The organism is Bradyrhizobium sp. GCM10028915 (genome assembly GCF_042666195.1).
Taxonomy (GTDB): Bacteria; Pseudomonadota; Alphaproteobacteria; order Rhizobiales; family Xanthobacteraceae; genus Bradyrhizobium; species Bradyrhizobium canariense_D.
On the sequence record NZ_JBHTFN010000003.1, the window covers coordinates 222932 to 244307 of the forward strand.

The 21376-nt window shown below is 64.7% G+C and carries 19 protein-coding genes; 11 read left to right on the top strand and 8 right to left on the bottom strand.

Features of this window, described 5'->3' with window-relative positions; all coding sequences use genetic code 11:
• Position 1 precedes the first annotated feature (1 nt).
• The 11 genes from ACFQX9_RS02800 (at position 2) to ACFQX9_RS02850 (ending at position 13115) form a co-directional block, all read left to right on the top strand.
• Positions 2–751 carry an SDR family oxidoreductase gene (locus ACFQX9_RS02800; protein ID WP_377786457.1) on the top strand — a complete coding sequence of 250 codons (750 nt, stop codon included), beginning with the start codon at positions 2–4 and terminating at the stop codon, positions 749–751.
• The gene (locus tag ACFQX9_RS02805) at positions 748–2184 is read left to right on the top strand and encodes an NAD(P)-binding domain-containing protein (RefSeq protein WP_377786459.1); all 1437 of its coding nucleotides are present in this window, start codon (positions 748–750) and stop codon (positions 2182–2184) included. Before ACFQX9_RS02800 ends, ACFQX9_RS02805 begins: the two co-directional genes overlap by 4 nt.
• A 119-nt stretch (positions 2185–2303) precedes the next feature.
• Positions 2304–3923 carry an ABC transporter substrate-binding protein gene (locus tag ACFQX9_RS02810; protein ID WP_085352389.1) on the top strand — a complete coding sequence of 540 codons (1620 nt, stop codon included), beginning with the start codon at positions 2304–2306 and terminating at the stop codon, positions 3921–3923.
• 25 nt (positions 3924–3948) lie between these two features.
• On the top strand, positions 3949–4983 hold the full coding sequence (locus tag ACFQX9_RS02815; RefSeq protein WP_377786573.1) for an ABC transporter permease: 1035 nt from the start codon (positions 3949–3951) through the stop codon (positions 4981–4983).
• Entirely contained in the window at positions 4980–5828 is an 849-nt protein-coding gene (locus ACFQX9_RS02820; protein WP_027569265.1) for an ABC transporter permease, read from the top strand. Before ACFQX9_RS02815 ends, ACFQX9_RS02820 begins: the two co-directional genes overlap by 4 nt.
• Positions 5825–7495, top strand: coding sequence for an ABC transporter ATP-binding protein (gene nikE, locus ACFQX9_RS02825; RefSeq protein ID WP_085352390.1), 1671 nt, complete (start codon positions 5825–5827; stop codon positions 7493–7495). Before ACFQX9_RS02820 ends, nikE begins: the two co-directional genes overlap by 4 nt.
• 141 nt (positions 7496–7636) lie before the next feature.
• Entirely contained in the window at positions 7637–9238 is a 1602-nt protein-coding gene (locus ACFQX9_RS02830; protein ID WP_377786462.1) for an ABC transporter substrate-binding protein, read from the top strand.
• Positions 9239–9255: 17 nt separating this feature from the next.
• Complete coding sequence (locus tag ACFQX9_RS02835) at positions 9256–10197, top strand: ABC transporter permease (protein ID WP_085352392.1); 942 nt, start codon at positions 9256–9258, stop codon at positions 10195–10197.
• Entirely contained in the window at positions 10194–11117 is a 924-nt protein-coding gene (locus tag ACFQX9_RS02840; protein WP_018458693.1) for an ABC transporter permease, read from the top strand. Before ACFQX9_RS02835 ends, ACFQX9_RS02840 begins: the two co-directional genes overlap by 4 nt.
• A 19-nt stretch (positions 11118–11136) precedes the next feature.
• Positions 11137–12126 (top strand): ABC transporter ATP-binding protein, encoded by a 990-nt coding sequence (locus tag ACFQX9_RS02845; protein ID WP_204510786.1) that lies wholly within the window; start codon positions 11137–11139, stop codon positions 12124–12126.
• A complete protein-coding gene (locus tag ACFQX9_RS02850; protein WP_377786465.1) occupies positions 12123–13115 on the top strand; it encodes an ABC transporter ATP-binding protein in 993 nt (330 codons plus the stop codon). Before ACFQX9_RS02845 ends, ACFQX9_RS02850 begins: the two co-directional genes overlap by 4 nt.
• 179 nt (positions 13116–13294) lie before the next feature.
• Here ACFQX9_RS02850 and ACFQX9_RS02855 read toward each other — a convergent pair whose 3' ends face one another.
• The 8 genes from ACFQX9_RS02855 to ACFQX9_RS02890 all read right to left on the bottom strand — a co-directional run bounded on the left by ACFQX9_RS02855 (position 13295) and on the right by ACFQX9_RS02890 (position 21374).
• The gene (locus ACFQX9_RS02855) at positions 13295–13582 is read right to left on the bottom strand and encodes a YciI family protein (protein ID WP_018458696.1); all 288 of its coding nucleotides are present in this window, start codon (positions 13580–13582) and stop codon (positions 13295–13297) included.
• Between the two features lie 80 nt (positions 13583–13662).
• Complete coding sequence (locus ACFQX9_RS02860) at positions 13663–14637, bottom strand: sugar ABC transporter substrate-binding protein (protein WP_377786468.1); 975 nt, start codon at positions 14635–14637, stop codon at positions 13663–13665.
• Positions 14638–14679: 42 nt separating this feature from the next.
• Positions 14680–15657 (bottom strand): ABC transporter permease, encoded by a 978-nt coding sequence (locus ACFQX9_RS02865; RefSeq protein WP_377786470.1) that lies wholly within the window; start codon positions 15655–15657, stop codon positions 14680–14682.
• Complete coding sequence (locus tag ACFQX9_RS02870; protein WP_204510790.1) at positions 15654–16604, bottom strand: ABC transporter permease; 951 nt, start codon at positions 16602–16604, stop codon at positions 15654–15656. The genes ACFQX9_RS02865 and ACFQX9_RS02870 overlap by 4 nt, the downstream gene beginning before the upstream one ends.
• On the bottom strand, positions 16597–18123 hold the full coding sequence (locus tag ACFQX9_RS02875) for a sugar ABC transporter ATP-binding protein (protein ID WP_085352395.1): 1527 nt from the start codon (positions 18121–18123) through the stop codon (positions 16597–16599). The genes ACFQX9_RS02870 and ACFQX9_RS02875 overlap by 8 nt, the downstream gene beginning before the upstream one ends.
• Complete coding sequence (locus tag ACFQX9_RS02880; protein WP_377786473.1) at positions 18120–19514, bottom strand: FAD-linked oxidase C-terminal domain-containing protein; 1395 nt, start codon at positions 19512–19514, stop codon at positions 18120–18122. Before ACFQX9_RS02880 ends, ACFQX9_RS02875 begins: the two co-directional genes overlap by 4 nt.
• 57 nt (positions 19515–19571) lie before the next feature.
• Complete coding sequence (locus ACFQX9_RS02885) at positions 19572–20456, bottom strand: intradiol ring-cleavage dioxygenase (RefSeq protein ID WP_377786475.1); 885 nt, start codon at positions 20454–20456, stop codon at positions 19572–19574.
• 15 nt (positions 20457–20471) lie between these two features.
• The gene (locus ACFQX9_RS02890) at positions 20472–21374 is read right to left on the bottom strand and encodes an NAD(P)-dependent oxidoreductase (RefSeq protein ID WP_377786477.1); all 903 of its coding nucleotides are present in this window, start codon (positions 21372–21374) and stop codon (positions 20472–20474) included.
• Between the last annotated feature and the right edge of the window lie 2 nt (positions 21375–21376).

A 21376-nucleotide genomic window follows, 5' to 3' on the forward strand; every position in this document is an offset into this window, starting at 1 on the left:
GATGCGGCTGCAGGGGCGCACGGCCATCATCACGGGCGCAGGCTCCGGCATCGGCCGCGCCAGTGCAAAGCTGTTCGCGGAAGAGGGCGCACGTCTTGCTCTGGTCGATCGCGATCCAGCCGGACTTCAGGAAACGTTGAGCTTGATCGGCGAGGCAACGACGCATATTGGCGACGTCGGCGATGCCGATTTCGCCGAGGCGGTGGCAAATGATGTGGTAGCACGGCACGGCCAGCTCGATATCCTGATGACTGCCGCTGGCTTCTCCTGTGGCGGCACCGTGTTGACAACGGACCCCGCCGATTGGGATGCGGTGTTCCGCACCAATGTCGGCGGCACCTGGCTGTGGGCGAGGGCAGCCGTGCCGCAGATGCAGCGGCAGAACAGCGGTTCGATCATCACGCTGGCGTCGCAGCTTGCGATTGCCGGCGGCAAGGGCAACAGTGCCTATATCGCCGCCAAGGGCGCGATTGTCAGCCTGACCCGGACGATGGCGGTGGATTTCGCGGCGGACGGCATTCGCGTCAACGCCATCGCGCCCGGTGCGATCGACACGCCGATGCTTCGCCGCAGCTTTGCGCGCCACGCCAATGCGGACGAGGTGCGCGAAGCCTCCCGCGACCGCCATGCCATGAAGCGGTTCGGCCAGGCCGATGAGATCGCGCAGGCCGCGCTCCACCTCGCAAGCGATGCCTCCTCGTTTACGACCGGCACCGTGATGGTGGTCGACGGAGGCTGGCTCGCGGCATGAGTGATGCGCTGACAGAGCTGGAAGCGAACGTTCGCGCCGATCTCGCGCGGATCGCGCATCCCGGTGCCGCCTGGCTCGAACCGAAGACGGGACCGGATGGCAAGCCGGCGCTGGATGTGCTCGTGATCGGCGCCGGTCAATCCGGCATCGCCATCGGCTTCGGCCTGCTGCGCTCCCGCGTCAGCAACATCCTGCTGCTGGACAAGGCCGAGGAGGGGAAGGAGGGGCCATGGCTCGCCTATGCCCGCATGCCGACGCTGCGCAGCCCGAAGGACTATACGGGACCTGACCTCGACATCCCCAGCCTGACCTATCAATCCTGGCATGAGGCCCGCTTCGGCACGGAGAGCTGGCAGACACTCGACCTGATCCCGCGCGGCCACTGGGCTGAGTATCTGCTCTGGCTGCGGCGCACAGTCGGCTTGCCGGTGCGCAACGGGAGCGAGCTTCTGGAAATCCGGCCGGCGCGGGATGGTTTGCTGGCCGCACGCGTGAAACGTGGCGATGGCGTCGAGACACTCCATGCGCGCAAGATCGTGCTTGCGACGGGGCAGGAGGGGATGGGGAACTGGATGATCCCCGAGCCGCTGAGCCATCTGCCCATGAGCTCGGTCGCAACCGTCGCCGACGACGTCGACTTCGAAAACCTTCGCGGCAAGCGCGTCGCCGTGATCGGTGCCGGCGCATCTGCCTTCGACAACGCAGCAACCGCGCTGGAAGCGGGCGCGGCGGAGGTGCACCTGCTGTGTCGTCGTGCGCAGATCCAGCTGATCCAACCCTATCGCTGGCTGACTTTCCGCGGCTTCCTCCGCCATCTCAGCGATCTCGACGATGCCTGGCGGTGGCGCTTCATGCGCACCATCCTCGACATGCGCGAAGGCTTTCCGCAGGCAACTTACGATCGCTGCGCAAATCACGCCAATTTCACATTGCACGAGGGCGCCCCGATCGAGGCGGCCCGCGAGACCGATCGTGGTGTGGAATTGCAGACGCCGCGCGGCGCCATACCTGCGGATTTCGTCATCTGCGGCACCGGCATCGACATGGATTTTTCCGGCCGTGGCGAGTTGCGCGCATTTGCCGGCAATATCGCAACCTGGGCCGACCGCTACCAGCCCCCGGAGAGCGAGCGCAGCGCGCGGCTCGGTCGCTTTCCCTATCTCGCCGACGATTATGCCTTCACCGAGCGTGTCGCGGGCGATACGCCGTGGATCTCGAATATCCATCTCTTCGCCATCGCCTCCACCATGAGTTTCGGTCCGTCGGGATCGTCGATCAACGCGATGACGACCGCGGCGCCGAAGCTAGTGAATGGCCTGACGCGCGGCCTGTTTCGTGCCGATGTCGAACGGCATTGGGCCTCGCTTCGCGCCTATGACGTGCCGCAGGCCGTGGTGACGCGGCCAGCGCGAAACTTGGAGGAATCGCGATGATCGTCCATGCGCCGCCGCGACAAAGCGTCCACAAGAGCGCATCAAGAGACTGGCGCGCAACTTGCTTCTTTCTTCACCTGTCCTGTCGGCGTTCTTGTCGAAAATTTTGGGGAAAACGAATGCGTTTTGTGTCTTTCAGGATGGCATCCTCCGTGCTCGCCACCACTGCGCTTCTGCTTGTCGCCGCTGCGCCTGCGCAAGCGCAAACCAGGGCGGAGACGCTGCGCTATGTCACCGGTGCATCGGTCAACACGCTCGATCCCAACATCCCGGGCTCGACGCGGGAATCCTTCGCACTGAGCATGAGCACTTACGACCGCCTTGTGGCGTTCGGCCGCAAGCAGCTCAACGGCAAATGGGTGTTCGATCTCGACAAGATCACCGGCGAGCTCGCCGAATCCTACGACGTCAGTCCGGACGGACTGAAGCTGACGTTCCGTCTGCGCAAGGATGCTAAGTTCCAGGACGGCTCGCCCGTGACCGCCGAGGACGTCAAATGGTCGCTGGATCGCTGCGTCACCGCGCCGATCCTCGGCAAGGCACAATTGCTGACGGGATCATTGACGTCGGCTGACCAGTTCAAGGTGATTGATCCCCTCACAATCGAAGTGACGCTGCCGAAACCCGACAAGCTCGCGCTGCCGAATCTCGCGACCGTCTACCCGCTGATCATCAACTCGAAAGTCGCCAAGGAGCATGCGACACCAGAGGATCCATGGGCCACGGCCTGGCTGAAGGAGCACACCGCCGGCAGCGGTGCTTATGTCATCGAGAGCTTCAAGCCCGGCGAGCAAGTGATCATCAAGCGCAACGAGGATTGGAACCGCGGCTCGCCCGACAAGCCGGCGTTCTTCAAGCGCGTAATCGTGCAGTCCGTGCCGGAGCCCGCGACCCGCGCCAATCTTGTCGAGCGTGGCGATGCCGATCTCGTCGTTGATCTCCAGGCCAGCGACGTGCAATCGCTCGAAGCCAAGGGCAAGCTCAAGGTGATCTCGACGCCGCAATACAATTCGATCACCTTCGTCTCGATGAACAACCAGATCCCGCCTTTCGACAACGTCAACGTCCGCCGCGCCGTCGCCTTCGCGCTGCCCTATGAGGACATGTTCAAGGCTGCCCTGTTCGGTCGCGGAGCCCCGCTGTTCGGTGCGACTTGGCCGGATGGCAAGCCGTTGAACGGCATCTATCCGTTCCAGGCGCCGGTGAAGACCGATCTCGACAAGGCGAGGGAGTATCTGAAAGCTGCTGGACTCCCGGAGGGTTTTTCGACCACCTTCAGCTTCAACGTCGGCCAGGCCTCGACCGCCGAGCCGATGGCGGCCCTCGTGAAGGAATCGCTTGCCAAGATCGGGATCAAGGTCGACATCCAGAAGCTGCCGGACGCGCAGATGTCGACGCAGATCAACGAGAAGAAGCTGCCCTTGTTCACGGAAGGCATCGTCGCCTGGCTGCCCTCGACCGATTACTTCTACCGCAACTTCTACACGGGCAATCAGCGCTGGAATTACAGCTCGATCAACAATCCGGAGCTGGCGACGATCGCGCAGGAAGCGCGCTTCGAGCCCGACAAGGCCAAGTACGAGGAGGATGGCCGCAAGCTCAACGCGATCCATTTCAGCGAGATGCCGCAGATCCCGCTGTGGCAGCCGAACCAGGACGCCGTGATGGCCTCGTCGATCGAGGGTTATACCTACGAGTTCCATCGCCAAGTGGATTATCGGGACGTCAGCCGCAAGTGATCTCGACATGCAAGGGCTCTGAATGGTGATGACAGGTCTTGGTGCGACGGTGGCGCGGGCGGGGAGGCGGCTTCTGTCGTCGCTGCCGGCGTTGTTCGGCGTGCTGGTCTTCACCTTTCTACTGATGCGGGTCCTCCCCGGAGATCCCGCGGTGTTCTTCGCCTCGGGGCCCAATGCCGGCAAGGAAGAGATCGAGCAGATCCGCAAGCAGATGGGGCTCGACAAGTCGGTGCCGGAGCAGCTCGTGTTCTATCTGTCCGATATCGGGCGCGGCAATCTCGGCCGCTCCATGATGACCGGCCAGCCGGTCCTGAAGGACCTTCGCGAACGGCTGCCGGCCTCGCTGGAGCTCACCTTCACGGCGCTGCTGATCGCGCTGATCGCGGCGGTCCCGCTCGGCGTGGTCGCAGCCTTGAAACCGGGATCGCTGGTCGATCACGGCGTGCGGCTGTTCTGTGCGCTCGGCGTCTGCGTGCCGACCTTCGTCTCGGGCCTGCTGCTGATCTATGTGTTCTACTATCTGCTCGGTCTTGCGCCTGATCCGACCGGGCGGATCGACGTCTTCACCTCACTGCCGCCGCAGCGCACCGGGTTCCTGTCGATCGATTTCCTGATCGCGGGGGACATCGAAGGCTGGTGGGCGGCCTGCAAGCAGTTGATCCTGCCGGCGCTGAGCATGGCCCTGTTCGTCATCGCGCCGCTGGCGCGGATCACACGTGCCTCGATGCTGGTCTCGCTCGGTAGCGATTTCGTGCGCACCGCGCGCTCCGTCGGATTGTCCTGGCAGAAGGTCGTCGTCACCTATGCGCTGCGCAATGCGATCCTTCCCGTCATCACCATTGCCGGCATCGTGTTCTCGACGATGCTTGGCGCCAATGTCCTGGTGGAGAAGGTGTTCTCCTGGCCGGGCGTTGCCTCCTACGCGCTCGATGCGCTGCTGTCGTCCGACTATGCGCCGGTGCAGGGATTTGTGCTGCTGATGGCTGGCATCTTCGTGCTGGTCAATCTGGTCGTCGATATCTGCTACGGCATCGCCGATCCCAGGGTGTCGATCGGATGACCAGCGCAACCCTCCGCCATTCGGTCTGGATTTTGCGCGGCAACCCGCTGACCGGCGTCGCCGCGGCCGGTGTCCTGCTGTTCGTCCTGGTCGCGATCTTCGGACCGTGGCTCGTGCCCTATGATCCCATCGTCTCCAATGTCTCGGAGGCCTTGCAGCCGCCGAGCGCGGCGCACCTTGCCGGCACCGACCAGCTCGGGCGCGACGTGTTCAGCCGCCTCGTCGTTGCGGCACGGCTCGACCTGGCCATCGCGGTCTCGGCGGTCGGCATCTCCTTCGTGATCGGCGCCGTCGTGGGCTCGTTCTGCGGCTATGCCGGCGGCAGGCTCGACCGCTCGGTCGGCCGCTTCGTCGATGTCATGATGGCCTTTCCGCTGTTTGTGCTGGCGATGGCGATGGTTGCGGCGCTCGGCAACCGGATCGAGAACATCGTGATTGCGACCGCGATCATCAATCTGCCCTTCTACATCCGCTTCGCCCGTGCCGAGGTCAACGTCCGGCGCAATGTCGGCTGGGTGGAGGCGGCGCGTTCCTGCGGCGAGAGTCATTTCTCGGTGGTGCTGCGCTTCCTGTTGCCGAACATCCTGCCGGCGATGGCGGTGCAAATCTCACTCAACCTCGGCTGGGCGATCCTGAACGCCGCCGGTCTTTCCTTCATCGGCCTTGGCGTCAAGCCGCCGACCCCGGAATGGGGCATCATGGTCGCGGAGGGGGCGCGCTTCATCTCGACGGGGCGGTGGTGGCTGGTGGCCTTTCCGGGCCTCGCGTTGATGATGGCCGTGCTGTGCTTTAACCTCCTCGGTGACGGGATGCGGGACATTCTCGATCCGCGCATGCGCACATGAGCGAGGAATTGCTCAGGATCGACGACCTCCACGTCGAATTCTCGACGCGACGAGGGATGGTCGAGGCCGTGCGCGGTGTGACGCTCACGGTCGAAGCCGGCGAGATGCTTGGCCTCGTCGGCGAAAGCGGCTCTGGCAAGTCGGTCACCGGTTTTGCCACGACGCGGCTGCTCGATGCGGCCGGCCGCGTCACCGCAGGCAAGATACTGTTTCGCGGGCAGGACGTCACAAAACTCAGGGGTGACGATCTCCGGCAGCTCCAGGGCGCCGCGATGTCGATGATCTTCCAGAACCCGCGGGCGGCGCTCAATCCGATCCGCGCGATCGGTTTGCAGATCGCGGACGCGATCCTCACGCACAAGCGGATATCGAAGGATGCCGCCCGCGCCGAAGCGCTGGAGCTGTTGCGCGCCGTCCAGATCCGCGACCCCGAGACGCGGATGAACGCCTATCCGCACGAACTCTCGGGCGGCATGTGCCAGCGTGTCATGATCGCGATCGCGATTTCCTGCAATCCCGCGCTGTTGATCGCCGATGAGCCGACGACCGGACTCGATGTCACCACGCAGAAAGTGGTGATGGACCTCCTGGCGGAGATTGCCGCCGCGCGCGGCATGGCGACGATCCTGATCACGCACGATCTCGGGTTAGCGGCGCGATATTGCCGCCGTATCGCGGTGATGGAACGCGGCCGCATCGTCGAAGAGGCAAGCCCCAGGACGCTCTTCGGCGCGCCGCAGCACGCCTATACCAGGCGTCTGGTGGCGGCGTCGCCAACCGCGACCTCCCGGATTGAGGATCTCGTGACGGAAGAGGAGCGGGAAGGCTACGCGGCTGTCATCGGCAGGCCCAGACGGGAGCCCGTCCACGGGACTCCGCCGCTGCTGGAAGTGCGCAAGCTCGCAAAACGCTTCGACGAGGGCGCTGCGGCGGTGGCGGACTTCTCGATGACGATGGCCGGCGGCGAGAGCGTCGGCCTCGTCGGTGAATCCGGCTCCGGCAAGAGCACGACGTCGCGCATGATCTGCCGCCTGATCGACCCGAGCGAGGGCGAGATCGTGTTCGACGGCCAGGCGATCGGCCATGTGGCGTCGCGCGACTTTCACCGCTCGCAGTTCCGCAAAGATATCCAGATGGTGTTCCAGGACCCGAACGAGAGCCTCAATCCGCGCTTCACCGCCTTCGACTGCATCGCCCATCCCCTGATGCGGCTCGATCGTATGCGTGGGGGCGATGCGCTGCGCAAGCGGGTGGAAGACTGCGCCGATCGCGTGGGGCTGCCGCTGGATCTGTTGCCGCGCTTTCCGCATCAGCTCTCCGGCGGCCAGAAGGCGCGCGTCGGCATCGCCCGCGCCATCGCCTGCCGGCCGCGCCTTCTGGTGCTGGACGAGCCGACCGCTGCGCTCGACGTCTCCGTTCAGGCCGTGGTGCTGCAACTGCTCGACCGCCTGCGGCGCGAGAACGACATCGCGCTGCTGTTCGTCAGCCACGATCTCAACGTGGTGCGGATGCTCTGCGACCGCACCATCGTGCTGCGCAATGGCGGCATCGTGGAGCAGGGCGAGAGCCGGGCGTTGTTCGACAATCCCAAGACCGACTACACGCGCAAGCTGGTCGAGGCGATCCCGCATATCGAGACCGGCCCGGTGCTGGCGGCCGCGCTTTGAGGTCTCGACTGGCCCAGCTAGTGCGGATATCGCGCTGGCGAAGGTCTGGTTAGTGGCATACCATTTGCACGCCAATGAGCTCTGGTTTCACCTGTTCTTGGCCAACGATGGCCGGCATCACGGCACTATTGGGAGGATTTCATGGATCGCAGGACCGTATTGAAGGGACTGGCCGGCGCGGGCGGTCTGGCATTGAGCGGCCTCTCGGCCCCTGCGATCGCACAAGGCGCCTCCGCGCGCACCCTGCGCTTCGTGCCGCAAGCAAATCTCGCCAATTTCGACCCGATCTGGGGCACGCAATATGTCGTGCGCAATGCCGCCGCGCTGGTCTGGGATACGCTCTACGGCGTCGATTCCGCACTGCAGCCGCAGCGGCAGATGGTCGAGTCCGAGGAAGTGACCGACGACGGCACCACCTGGACGTTCAAATTGCGGCCGGGGCTCAAATTCCACGACGGCGAGCCGGTGCTGAGCAAGGACGTCGTTGCGAGTCTCACTCGCTGGGCGGCACGCGATCCGATGGGGCTGATGCTCAAGGCGCTGCAGCAGGAACTCACCGCTGTCGACGACCGCACCTTCAAATGGGTGCTGAAGCAGCCGTTCCCGAAGATGCTCTACGCGCTTGGCAAGAACAATTCGCCTTGCGCCTTCATCATGCCGGAGCGCATTGCGCAGACCGACCCGTTCAAGCAGATCGGCGATTATGTCGGCTCGGGGCCGATGAAGTTCGCCAAGGGTGAGTGGGTCCCGGGCGCCAAAGCCGTGTTCGAAAAATTCGCCGACTATGTGCCGCGGCAGGAGAAGGCATCGTGGCTCGCCGGCGGCAAGCAGATGCTGCTCGACCGCGTCGAATGGATCGTGATGCCGGATCCGGCGACCGCCGCGGCCGCGTTGCAAAACGGCGAGATCGACTGGTGGGAGAATCCCATCGCGGACCTCGTCCCGGTCCTGAAGAAGAACAAGAACATCAGCGTCGACATCGGCGATCCCCTCGGCAATGTCGGCTCGTTCCGCATGAACTTCCTGTATCCGCCCTTCAACGACGTGCGGGCGCGGCGCGCAGTGCTGATGGCGATGAGCCAGGAAGACTATATGCGCGCGCTCGTCGGCGACGACAATTCGCTGTGGAAGTCGCTACCCGGCTTCTTCACGCCCGATACGCCGCTCTACACCGAGGCGGGCGGCGAAGTCTTGAAGGGCAAGCGCGATCTTGACGCTGCAAAGAAGCTGCTCGCCGAAAGCGGCTATTCCGGCCAGCCGGTGACGTGCCTGGTGGCGCAGGACCAGCCGATCACCAAGGCGTTCGGCGATGTGACCGCCGATCTCTTGAAGCAGCTCGGCATGAATGTCGATTTCGTCGCGACCGATTGGGGCACGGTCGGCTCCCGCCGCGCGCAGAAGACGCCGCCCGGACAGGGCGGCTGGAACATGTTCCACACCTGGCATGCGGGCTCGGACTGCATCAATCCGGCGCCCTACACCGCCATTCGCGCCAACGGCGACAAGGCGTGGTTCGGCTGGCCGAGCAGCCCCGGCACCGAGAAGGAGGTCACGTCCTGGTTCGAGGCCAAGAACCTCGACGAGGAGAAGGCCGCGGTCGCTCGCCTCAACAAGGTCGCGCTCGAGGACGTCGTCTACGCGCCGACCGGCTTCTTCCTCAGCTACACGGCCTGGCGCAAGAACGTCTCCGGCATCACGAAAGGGCCGCTGCCGTTCTTCTGGGGCGTGTCGAAATCCGCATGACCCTGCGCTGAAGCCAGATGCTCTCCTACATCCTCCGGCGTATCGCCTCGACCTTGCCCGTGATGGCGATCGTCGCGCTGTTCGTGTTCAGCCTGCTCTACATCGCGCCGGGGGATCCCGCCGTGGTGATCGCGGGCGATCAGGCAAGTCCGGAGGATGTGGAGCGCATCCGTCAGAGCCTCGGGCTCGACCGACCCTTCCTGATCCAGTTCGGCAGCTGGGTCTGGCGCATTCTGCACGGCGATCTCGGCACCTCGATCTTCACCAATCTGCCGGTCTCGACCATGATCGGCCAGCGTCTCGGGCCGACGCTGTCGCTGATGATGGTCACGCTCCTGCTCACGATCGTGGTCGCGGTGCCGCTCGGCGTGCTGGCGGCCTGGAAGGCGGGAAGCCTGATCGACCGGGCCATCATGGCCTTTGCCGTGTTCGGCTTCTCCCTGCCGGTCTTCGTCGTCGGCTATGTCCTCGCCTACGTCTTTGCGCTGGAGCTCGAATGGCTTCCCGTGCAGGGCTATACGCCGCTCGCCCAGGGCCTCTGGCCCTGGCTGCAAAACCTGATCCTGCCGTCGATCGCACTCGGCTGTGTCTACATCGCGCTGATCGCGCGTATCACGCGCGCCACCATGCTCGAAGTGCTGCAACAGGATTATATCCGCACCGCGCGCGCCAAGGGCCTCGGGCAGGGCGGCATCCTGTTCGTCCACGCGCTGAAGAACGCGGCAGTGCCGATCGTCACGGTGATCGGGATCGGCATTGCGCTTCTGATCGGCGGCGCGGTCGTCACGGAAAGCGTGTTCGCGATTCCCGGCCTCGGCCGGCTCACGATCGACGCGATCCTGCGCCGCGATTATCCCGTCATCCAGGGCATCGTGCTGCTGTTCAGCTTCGTCTACGTCCTCGTCAATCTGATGATCGACGTCGTTTATACGCTCGTTGACCCGAGGATCCGCTATTGACCGACACGACCGTCAATCCGCAAGCGCTGCCGGCGGGCTTCGTCCTCGCGCCGCAACTGCCGGAGATTCTTCGGCCCGTCGTGATCCGGCGCGGCTTCATCGGCCTGCTGCGGGGCCATCCCACCGTCGCCATCGGTGGCACGTTGCTGCTGATACTCGTCCTGATCGCGATTTTTGCGCCTTATCTTGGCACGGTGGATCCGACCGCACTTGCGCCGGCCAAGCGCACCCGCGCGCCGTCGGCGCTTTACTGGTTTGGCTCCGACGTGCTCGGTCGCGACATCTATTCACGCGTGCTGTTCGGCGCGCGCGTCTCGCTCACGGTCGGCTTGTCCGTTGCGATCTTCGCCTCCGCGGCCGGTCTCGCCATCGGCATCGTCTCCGGCTTCATCCGCTGGGCCGACGGCATCTTGATGCGCTTCATGGACGGCCTGATGTCGATCCCGCCGATCCTGCTGGCGATCGCGCTGATGGCGCTGACACGCGGCAGCGTCGGCAACGTCATTCTGGCGATTACGGTTGCCGAAATCCCGCGGGTTTCCCGCCTTGTCCGTAGTGTGGTGCTGTCGCTGCGCGAACAGCCTTACGTGGATGCGGCGGTCGCCTGCGGTACGCGCACACCGATGATCATCCTGCGCCACATCCTGCCCAACACGCTGGCGCCGATGCTGATCCAGGCGACTTACATTTGCGCCAGTGCGATGATCACGGAAGCGATCCTGTCCTTCATCGGCGCGGGAACGCCGCCGACCATTCCGTCCTGGGGCAACATCATGGCCGAGGGGCGGGCGCTGTGGCAGGTCAAGCCCTACATCGTGTTCTTTCCGGCGGCGTTCCTGTCGGTCACCGTGCTCGCCGTCAATCTGCTCGGCGATGGCCTTCGCGATGCGCTCGATCCGCGCATGGCCAAGAGCCTTTGATGGCGAGGGGCTGATCGCGATGGCACTGCTTGAAGTCGAAAACCTCCAGACCCACTTCCGCACGCCCAGCGGCATCAACCGCGCGGTGGAAGGCGTGTCGTTCCATGTCAACGAGGGCGAGACGCTCGCCATCGTCGGTGAGTCCGGTTGCGGCAAGTCGGTGACCTCGATGTCGCTGATGCGGCTGATCCCGGAACCGCCCGGCAGGATCGCCGGCAGCATCCGCTTCGCGGGCAAGGACCTGCTGCAAATGTCGGATCGCGAGATGCGCGCGATCCGCGGCAACGACATCTCGATGATCTTCCAGGAACCGATGACCAGCCTCAATCCGGTCCTGACTGTCGGCCGCCAGATCCGCGAGACGCTGATGATCCACCAGGGCCTGGACAAGCAGGCCGCGGAGGCGCACGCCATTGAGATGTTGATTCTGGTCGGCATTCCCGAGCCGACGCGTCGCGTGCGTGAATATCCGCATCAGCTCTCCGGCGGCATGCGCCAGCGCGTCATGATCGCCATTGCACTCGCCTGCAATCCAAAGCTTCTCATTGCGGACGAGCCGACCACCGCCCTCGACGTGACGATCCAGGCGCAGATCCTGAAATTGATGCTGGATCTCAAGCACCGGGTTGGCGCAGCCATCATCCTGATCACCCACGATCTCGGTGTCGTCGCCGAGATCGCCGAACGCGTCATGGTCATGTATGCCGGCCGCAAGGTCGAGGAAGCGCCGGTGGCGGACCTGTTCCGATCGCCGCGTCATCCGTATACGCAGGGCCTGCTCGGCGCAGTGCCGCGGCTCGGCTCGTCGCTGACCGGCACCGCGAGACGGCTGGCGGAGATCCCCGGGCAGGTGCCTGATCTGCGCAAGCCCATCGTCGGCTGCGTCTTCGCCGGACGTTGCGCGCTCGCGACCGATCTCTGCCGGCAGTATGCGCCGGGGCTCGAAGAGAAGGGGCCACGTCACGTCGCGGCCTGCCATTATGCGGCCAAGGGAGCGGTCGCGGCATGAGTCCCCCGCTGCTCCAGGTCAACGACCTCAAGAAGCACTTCCCGGTTAAAAAAGGCCTGTTCAGCCGCAAGTCCGAATCGGTCTATGCGGTAGACGGCGTGTCGTTCGAGATCGCGCGCGGCGAGACGCTGTCGCTGGTCGGCGAGTCCGGCTGCGGCAAATCGACGGTCGGCCGCGCCATTTTGCGACTGTTCGACATCACGGCAGGGCAGGTCATCCTCGACGGCCAGCGTATCGACGACGCTCATCCGAGCACGATGCGCCAGATGCGCCGCCGGGTGCAGGTGGTGTTCCAGGACCCATTCTCGAGCCTCAATCCGCGCATGCGCGTGCGCGACATTCTGGCCGAGCCGATCCGCAATTTCGGCCTCGCCAAATCCGCGATCGATCTCGAGACACGCGTGACGGCGCTGATGGACACCGTGCGCCTGCCGCGCGAGGCGCTGAACCGCAGGCCGCACGAATTCTCCGGTGGCCAGCGCCAGCGCATCGGCATCGCGCGTGCGCTCGCCGCCGAGCCCGAGCTGATCGTCTGCGACGAGGCGGTGTCGGCGCTCGACGTCTCGGTAAAGGCCCAGATCGTCAATCTGCTGCAGGATCTGCAGCGCGAGTTCGGCCTGGCGCGGCTGTTCATCAGCCATGACCTCGCGATCGTCGAGCACATGACCCATCGCGTCGCGGTGATGTATCTCGGCAAGATCGTCGAGGTGGCGCCGCGCTACGAGATCTTCGCCGCGCCAAAGCATCCTTACACCAAGGCGCTGCTCTCGGCGGTGCCGCTGCCCGAGCCTGGCGCTCAGCGCAATCCCATCATCCTCAAGGGAGACGTGCCGAGTCCGATCAACCCGCCGAGCGGGTGCCGCTTCCACACCCGTTGCCCATACGTATTCGATCGCTGCCGGACCGAGGAGCCGACGTTGCGCGCGGCTGGACCCGAGCAGTGGGTGGCCTGTCATCTCGAAGAAGGTGCGACGGTGACGAGCGGCTAGCCGTCTGGGCGGTCGCAAAGCTCTGGATCGAGGCGCAGGGGCGTCAATCGGGCGAGGATGACACTCTGCTCCTGTTTTGCCCGACGAGTCAAAAACGTTTGCGAGGAAAATTCATGTGTAAAAACAACCTCATTCTACTGTGCATGGGGTTGTTTTCGCGTTTTTTGTTTTAGCCGCCTTCAACCCTGGCGGCGCAGGAAGCCCGTGATCGTGACCTTTTCCCAGATGTCGGCCGCGGCAAACGGATCGGCTTGGTTGAAAGCCTCGACCTCGCTGCGGCCGGGCGCCTCGATCAGGAACAGGCTGCCAATCATCCTCTCGCCGTCGTCGGAGACCAGCGGCCCTGACATCACGATCTTGACGCCGAAGCGCGAGGTGTCGCTCAGGAAAGCCTTGTGGGCGTCGTAATTGGCGAGCCGGATCGGCAGCGCGCCGGCGCGGTCGAGGGCGTGAATGGCGAACAGCATGATGGTCTCCGTTTATATCACGTTTTCTTGGGACGGCCGCGGCTGCGGCCGTCCGGGCTTGTCGTGATGGCGGCGGTTGGTTACTTGCCGCCGAGCTTGCTGGCTTCTTCGAAAGTCGGGCAGCTCCGTTGCTCCAGCGGCACGTCGAACGGCTGGTAATTGTCCTTGGTGATCACGGTCGGCTTCAGCACGATCTCAGCAATGACGGGCTGGTTGCGCAAGGAGCGGATCGCCATCATGGTGCCGAGGCAGCCTTGAAAGAATCCGTTGTAATCGCCGCTCGCGAGCAGCTTGCCGGACTTAATCGCGTCGATCGCTTCCTTGGTGCCGTTGATGCCGATCACCTGCGCCTTGCGGTTGGCGCCGTCGAGGGCCTCGATCGCGCCGACCGCCATGGCGTCGTTGGCGGCGAGCACGCCGTCGATCTGCGCGTTCGACTGCATCAGATTCTCCATCACCTGGAGCGCCTGGAGCCGCTGGTAATTGCCGGGCTGCGAGGCCAGCAGTTTCGCACCGGCGTTTTCCTTCAGCGCGTCGTTGAAGCCGCGGACGCGGTCGACATTGGTCAGCGAGCCCTTGACGCCCTCGATGATGACGATGTTGCCCTTGCCGCCGAGCGTCTTGAGCAGGAAGCGCGCGGTCTCGAGCCCGAGGCTGTAATCGTCGGCGCCGACGAAGGACAGGAACTTGCCGCCGGCCGAGCGGTCGGTGATGTTGACGACGGGGATCTTGGCGTCGTTGATTTTCTCGACGCCAGGCACCATCGCCTTGTAGTCGACCGGCGTGAAGACGATGGCGCTCGGCTTCTTCACCACGACGTCTTCGATCTGGCTGAGCTGCTCCGGAATGCTGTCGGGCTTGGTCGGGATGTACTGCAGCGTCTTGGCGTTCAGCATCTTCGCGATGTTGTCCGCGCCGACTCGCACCGTCTGGAAGAACGGGTTGGTCTGGTTCTTGGTGAAGACGGCGATGGTCTCGCCGTCGGCTCGCGCTTGCGTGGTGAGCGCAGCCGCCATCAGCAGCGGCAGCGCCAAATAGCCCAGTGTCTGTTTCATGTTGCCTCCATCCCTCGTTTTGCTTGTTGGTCGTTCAAGAACTCATTGCGCGCGGCGGCGGGTCTTCATGTCGAGCCAGACCGCGAGAATGACGATGATGCCGGTGACGAGCGGCTGCCAGTTGGCGCTGACCGACAAGAGGTTCATGCCGTTCAGCACCAGCGTCAGGATCAGTGCGCCGATGAAGGTGCCGAACACGGTACCGACGCCGCCAAACAGCGAGGTGCCGCCGATCAGCACCGCGGCGATCGCGGGCAGCGTCAGGCTTTCGCCGATGTCGGCCTCGGCCGAATTGAGCCGCGACAGGAAGATGATCGAGGCGAGCCCCGCCATGGTGCCGGAGACGGCGTAGACCAGCAGCAGGCGTCGGGCGACCGGAATGCCGGAGAGCCGCGCCGCGATCGGATTGGCGCCGATCGCGTAGATCTCCTGGCCCCAGATCGTTCGCTGCGCAAACAGCGTTCCGATCCCGAGGAACACCAGCAGCAGATAGACCGGGATCGGCAGGCCGAATAGATAGCCGCTGCCGATCTGGCGGAAGCCGGCCGGGAAGCCGTGAAGGGTTTCGCCCGCCATGTACCAATAGGTGAGGCCGTTCAGCACCCAGAGCATGCCGTAAGTGGCGATGAAGGAGGGGATGCGCAGCGCGGTGACCATGACGCCGTTGAGGAGCCCAACGATGCCGCCGCAGGCAAGCCCCGTGAGTATGCCGAGCGCCGGCGAGCCGGTCTTGTGGATCACGGTCCCGGCGATGCAGGCGGACAGCGCCACATTGGCGCCGACGGAGAGATCGAGGCCCGCGGTCAGCACCACCAGGGTCAGGCCGGAGGCGATGAAGAAGGTCAGGCTCGCCTGCCTGAGCACATTGAGAATGTTGCCGAGGCTCAGGAAGGAATCGCTGAGCACGGCGAGCACCGCACAAATCAGCAGCGCCGCAAGCAGGCGATAGAACATTTGGATCGCGTCCTGCGACAGGAACGAGCGGGGCGGCGCGATGGCGTCTTTGCTGATGTCGGTCATGCGCGGCTCCGCAGGCCGTCAAGGAAGAGGGCAACGATGACGAGGACGCCGACGCTTGCGACCTGCACCGAGGACGGCAGCGAGATCAGGTTCAGCCCGTTGCGCAGCACGCCGACCGAGAGCACCCCGAGCAGCGTGCCGAGCAGCCAGCCATTGCCGCGCTCGAACGATGTGCCGCCGACGGCGACGGCCGCGATCGCATCGAATTCGAGACCGAGGCCCGCGGTTGGATGCCCGGAATTCATCCGCGCAGTCATCAAGAGGCCGGCGATGCCGGCCATGGCGCCGCCGATCGCATAGACCGCGATCAGCAGCTTGTTCGGTGAGAGGCCGGCGTAGCGCAGCGCCTCGCGGTTGCCGCCGAGCGCGAAGATGTAGGTGCCGAAGCGGGTGTGATAGAGCAGGCCGTGGAAGACCGCGTAGGTCACGAGTGCCATCACGATCGGCACGGGAATTCCCAAAAGCGTCGCCGAATAGATGTCGCGCACGCTGTGGGGGATGCCGACCACGCTGTGGCCGTCGCTGACGATCAGCGATAGGCCCTGCGCCATGCCGAGCGTGCCCAAGGTCGCAACGAAGGGCGGGATGCCCACGATGGCGACCAGCCAGCCATTGGCGAAGCCGAAGGCCGCGCCGACGAGGAGCCCGGCACCGAGGCCGAGCAACATCGAGTGGGTGGTGAGCGAGACGATGGCGACGCAGAGCGAGGTCAGCGTCAGCACCGCGCCCATCGACAGATCCAGCCCCTCGGTCATGATGATCAAGGTCATCGGCAGCGCGAGCATGGTCAGGATCGTCGACTGCACCAGCACGTTGGAGAGGTTGGCGACCGACAGGAAGCCGGGCGCGATCGTGCTGAACAGCGCGATCAGCAGCACCAGCACGATGGCAACGCCGGGAATCCGTTGCAGCGGATTCGGTTGAGAGACGACCGCGGCCTCACGCATGATGCATCCCCAGTCGCACGATGTTCTCCTCGGTCAGCTCGCTACGCGCGAGATGCCCGGCGATGCGCCCTTCGCGCATCACATAGGCGCGGTCGCAGACGTGGCAGATCTCGACCTGTTCGGACGAGATCATCAGCGCCGCCGCGCCTTCCGCGACAAGGCGGTCGATCAGGGCGAAGATTTCGGCCTTGGCGCCGATGTCGATGCCCCGGGTCGGCTCGTCGAAGATGAAAAGTTTCGAGCCGGCGGCGAGCCACTTGCCGATCACGACCTTCTGCTGATTGCCGCCTGAAAGCAGGCCGACGGTCTGCCGTGCGCTAGGCGTCGCAATGCGTAGCTGACGGATCAGGCCGTCGGCAGTGCGCTGCGCACTGCGCTGGTCGAACAACCCGCTCGGGAACAGTTTTCGCAGCGCCGACACTACCAGATTGTCGCTCACCGATCGCAGCAGCGCGAGACCTTCGCTCTTGCGGCTCTCCGGGATCAGCGCAATGCCGCGGCGGGCGGCGAGGTCGGGCTCACCGGAAATGACTTTGCCGTCGAACACGATCTCGCCTGATGTCACGGGATCGGCACCGAAGATCGCGCGCGCGACTTCGCTGCGACCGGAGCCGACCAGGCCACACAGGCCGACAATCTCACCGCGGCGCACCTCGATGTTGATGTCGGCGATCCCCGTCGATGAACTCAAGGCCTTGACCTCGAGCAGCAGCTCGCCGGGCTTGTCGGCAAAATTGCGCGGGTAGGTCATGTCGACGTTGCGACCGACCATCATGCGGACGAGCTGGTCCGGCGTGACGTCAGCAGGTTTGACGCCGTCGATGCGGCGGCCGTCACGCAGCACGGTGATGCGGTCGCCGAGCGCGAACACCTCCGCCATGCGGTGCGAGATGTAGACGATCGAGACGCCGTCGGCCTTCAGCCGCGCGATCAGCGCGAACAGCAGCTCGGTCTCGCGATCGGATAGCGCCGCAGTCGGCTCGTCCATCACCAGGATGCGGGCGTTCTGGCTGATCGCCTTCGCGATCTCGACCATCTGCTGCTGCGCCACCCCCAGCTTGTCAACGATGGTGGAGGGATCGATGTCAAAGCCGATCGTGCCGAGCACGCGCGCCGCGTCGGCCAAAATCTTGCGGCGATCGATCGTGCCGGGGATGCGGCCCTTCGGCTCGCGGCCGAGAAAAATGTTCTGGGCGATATCGAGATGGGGGACGAGGGAGAATTCCTGGAAGATCACGGCAATGCCGAGCTTCTGCGCGTCCGCGGCCGAGTGGATCGCGACCGGCTCGCCTCTGTAGTAGAACTCGCCGGCATCGGCGCGATAGGCGCCGCACAGCACCTTCATCAGGCTCGACTTGCCGGCGCCGTTCTCGCCCAGCAGCATGTGGACTTCGCCGGGGAAGACGGCAAAGGAGACGTCGTCCAGCGCCTTGACGCCGGGAAACTCCTTACTGATGTCGCGCAGCTCAAGGAGCGGGACAGGTGAGGCGGGCTCGACGGCTAATGCGGCGGTGCTCATGCCTGCGCTCCGCCTGCAAAGATCTTTCCGGGGTTCATCAGTCCGTCAGGGTCGAGCGCGGTCTTGATCGACCGCATCACATCGACGGCCTCGCCGAGCTCGTCGGTGAGATAATCGATCTTGCCGAGCCCAATGCCGTGCTCGCCGGTGCAGGTGCCGTCCATGGCAATCGCGCGGGCGACCATGCGGGCCTGCAGCGCCTTGGCGCCTTCGGCTTCCTCGGGCCTGGCCGGATCGATCAGAATCAGCATGTGGAAATTGCCGTCGCCGACATGCCCGACGATCGGCGCCGTAAAACCGTGCTCGTCCGCGTCGCGCCGGGTATCCGTGAGGCATTCCGCCAGTCGCGAGATCGGCACGCAGACGTCGGTGATCACGGCACGCGCGCCGGGGCGCAGGCCCAGGCCCGCATAGAGCGTGTTGTCGCGGGCGTGCCAGAGCCGGCTGCGATCCTCCGGTGCCTTGGACCAGGCAAAGCCGTGGCCGCCATGGTCGGCGGCGATGGCCTGTGCGGCCTCGGCCTGCTCGGCGACGGAAGTCTCGGAACCATGGAATTCAAAGAGCAGCGTCGGGGCTTCGCGATAGCCGAGCTTCGCGTAGGCGTTGATGCCGCGCATCATGACGTCGTCGAGCAACTCGATACGCGCGATGGGGATCGCGGACTGGATCACGGAGATCGCGGTGTCCACGGCGTTGTGCAGGGTGTCGAAGCTGCAAACCGCGGCCGAGATCGCCTGCGGCACGGGATGCACCTTCAGCGTGATTTCGGTGATGAGTCCGAGCGTGCCCTCGGCGCCGACGAACATGCGCGTCAGGTCATAACCGGCGGCTGACTTGCGCGCGCGTCTGGCGGTCCGGATCACGCGGCCGTCGGCCAGAACCACCTCCAGCGCCATGACGTTGTCCTTCATGGTGCCGTAGCGCACCGCCATCGTGCCGGAAGCTCGCGTGGACGTCATGCCGCCGATCGAGGCGTCGGCGCCGGGATCGATCGGAAAGAAAAGCCCGGTGCCGCGCAGCTCCGCATTGAGCTGCTTTCGGGTGATGCCGGGCTGCACGACGACGTCCATGTCGCTATCGTGCACCGTCAGCACCTTGTTCATGCGTGCGAAGTCGAAGCAGACGCCGCCCGCGACCGCGGCCGCATTGCCTTCGAGCGAGGTCCCGGCGCCGAACGGTACGATGGGCATATTCGCGCCAGCGCACAGCTTGACGATCTCCGCGACTTCCTGCGTGGTTTCAGGGAAGACGACGATGTCGGGCGGCAGGTTGCGATAATGCGACTCGCTCTGCCCATGCTGATCGAGCACGCCACGCGCGACGCTCGCGCGCGGGCCGATCATGCCTGTGAGGCGATCGGCCAATATGCTCGTGCTGACTCGCGGTCCCATTCTTACTCCCTGTCTGGCCCTGTTGTCGGACTCTTGTCTGGTCCGCCGTCGTTCAGCTTAAGCGGCTCTTGCGCTGCTAGCGACCTGCTTCAGGCCGAAATCATAGTTGAGGTGAAAATACTCGATGTCTACCATGCGACCATCGGGCGCACGGCCGGGCGGGCACTGCACAAATTCGCGGATCAGGCTGTCCTTGACGCCGAACACCACGTCGCTGTCGAGATACTGGTCGCCGGCCACGAACACATGGGTCACGAGTTGCTCGAAGCCGGGCGCCGAGATCATGAAATGCACGTGCGCCGGGCGCCAGGGATGGCGGCCCTGGACCGCCAGCATGTCCCCAACTGTGCCGTCATGTGGGATCGGATAGGCAGCCGGCTTGATCGACCAGAAATTGAAGCGGCCGTTCTGGTCGGTGTGGAAGCGCGCCCGCATCGCAAGATCGCCGATCTTGTCGAGCTGCTGCACGTCGTAATAGCCATCATCGTCGGAATGCCAGACATCCACGACGGCGCCGGCAAGCGGCCGTCCGTCGACGGTCGACACCGAGCCGGTGACGAGCATCGGATCGCCTTCCATCGGGCCGGAGATGTCAGCGCCGTTGTCTTTCTCGGGCGACGCCTGCACGAAGAACGGACCGAGCACCGTGGTTTCGGTGGCGCCTTCCGGCACGGGATGATTGATCGCGTCGACCAGCATGGAGACGCCGAGCGCGTCCGACAGCAGGATGAACTCCTGGCGCTTGTCGTCGCACATGTGGCCGGTGCGGGTCAGGAACTCGATGCCGTGTTCCCATTCCTTCTGGGTCGGTCGCACCTCGCGGACGAAGGCATGAAGGTGGCGCACCAGCGCTTCGCTGACCTGCTTGATCCGCGGATCGGTCGCGCCTGCGATCCGATCCAGCACCGCGTCCGTGATCGTGTTCTCGTTGAAATTTCGCATAGGTGCCTCCGTGAATCAGAGTTTGGGCTCGCCAAGGCCGGACAGCCGCTCGAGGTGCTTGACGGTCGCGATGAAGTCGGCGTCGCCGTCGCCCTGCGCGACCAGCGAGCCATAGGTCTCGCGCACCTGGGCCGCGAGCTGAAGCGGCACGCCGACGGCGTGGCCGGCACCGAGGATCAGATCGAGATCCTTGGCCATCTGCCTGCAGGAGAAAGTCGAGTCGAAATCGCGGCTGCGCAGCGGCGCGGTCTTGTATTTCACCATCGGCGAGGCGACCGCGCTGTCGTCGAGGACTTTCAGAATGTCCTGCCAGCCGATGCCGCCCTTGCGCGCCAGCGCCAGACTCTCCGCCATCATCGCGGCCGACACCGCGATCATCAGATTGACCGCAAGCTTCGCATATCGCGCTTCCTCGCCAGGCCCGAGATAGGTCTGGGCGCGGGTGAAGGCGGCGAGCAGCGGCTTTGCGTTTTCGTAGGTGTCCTCCGGGCCGGAGACGAAGCAGCTCAGCGCGCCGGTGTGGACGATACTGGCATTGCCCGAGACCGGCGTACGCAGGTAGAAGACACCGCGCGCCTGGGCGGCGGCGTCGACCTCTGCCGACGCCTCGACGCTTACGGTGCTGGTCTCGATCAGGACAGATCCGGCAGCCATCGCGGCGATGAGGCCGGTGGAGCCGAGCAATGCGCCGCGCAAGGCAGCGTCATCGGGCAAGGACGTGACGATCGCGGCCTTGCCATCCACGGCCTCGGCCGGTGAAGCGGCAATCGAAATGCCTTGCGTGCGAGCCTCCTCGAGCCGTGCGGCGCTCCGGTCGAACGCGGTCACGGCATAACCGGCCTTGGCGACGAGCACCGACATTGGCAGGCCCATCTTGCCGATCCCGATGAAAGCGATGTGTTTCGAAGCGTCCGTCATCG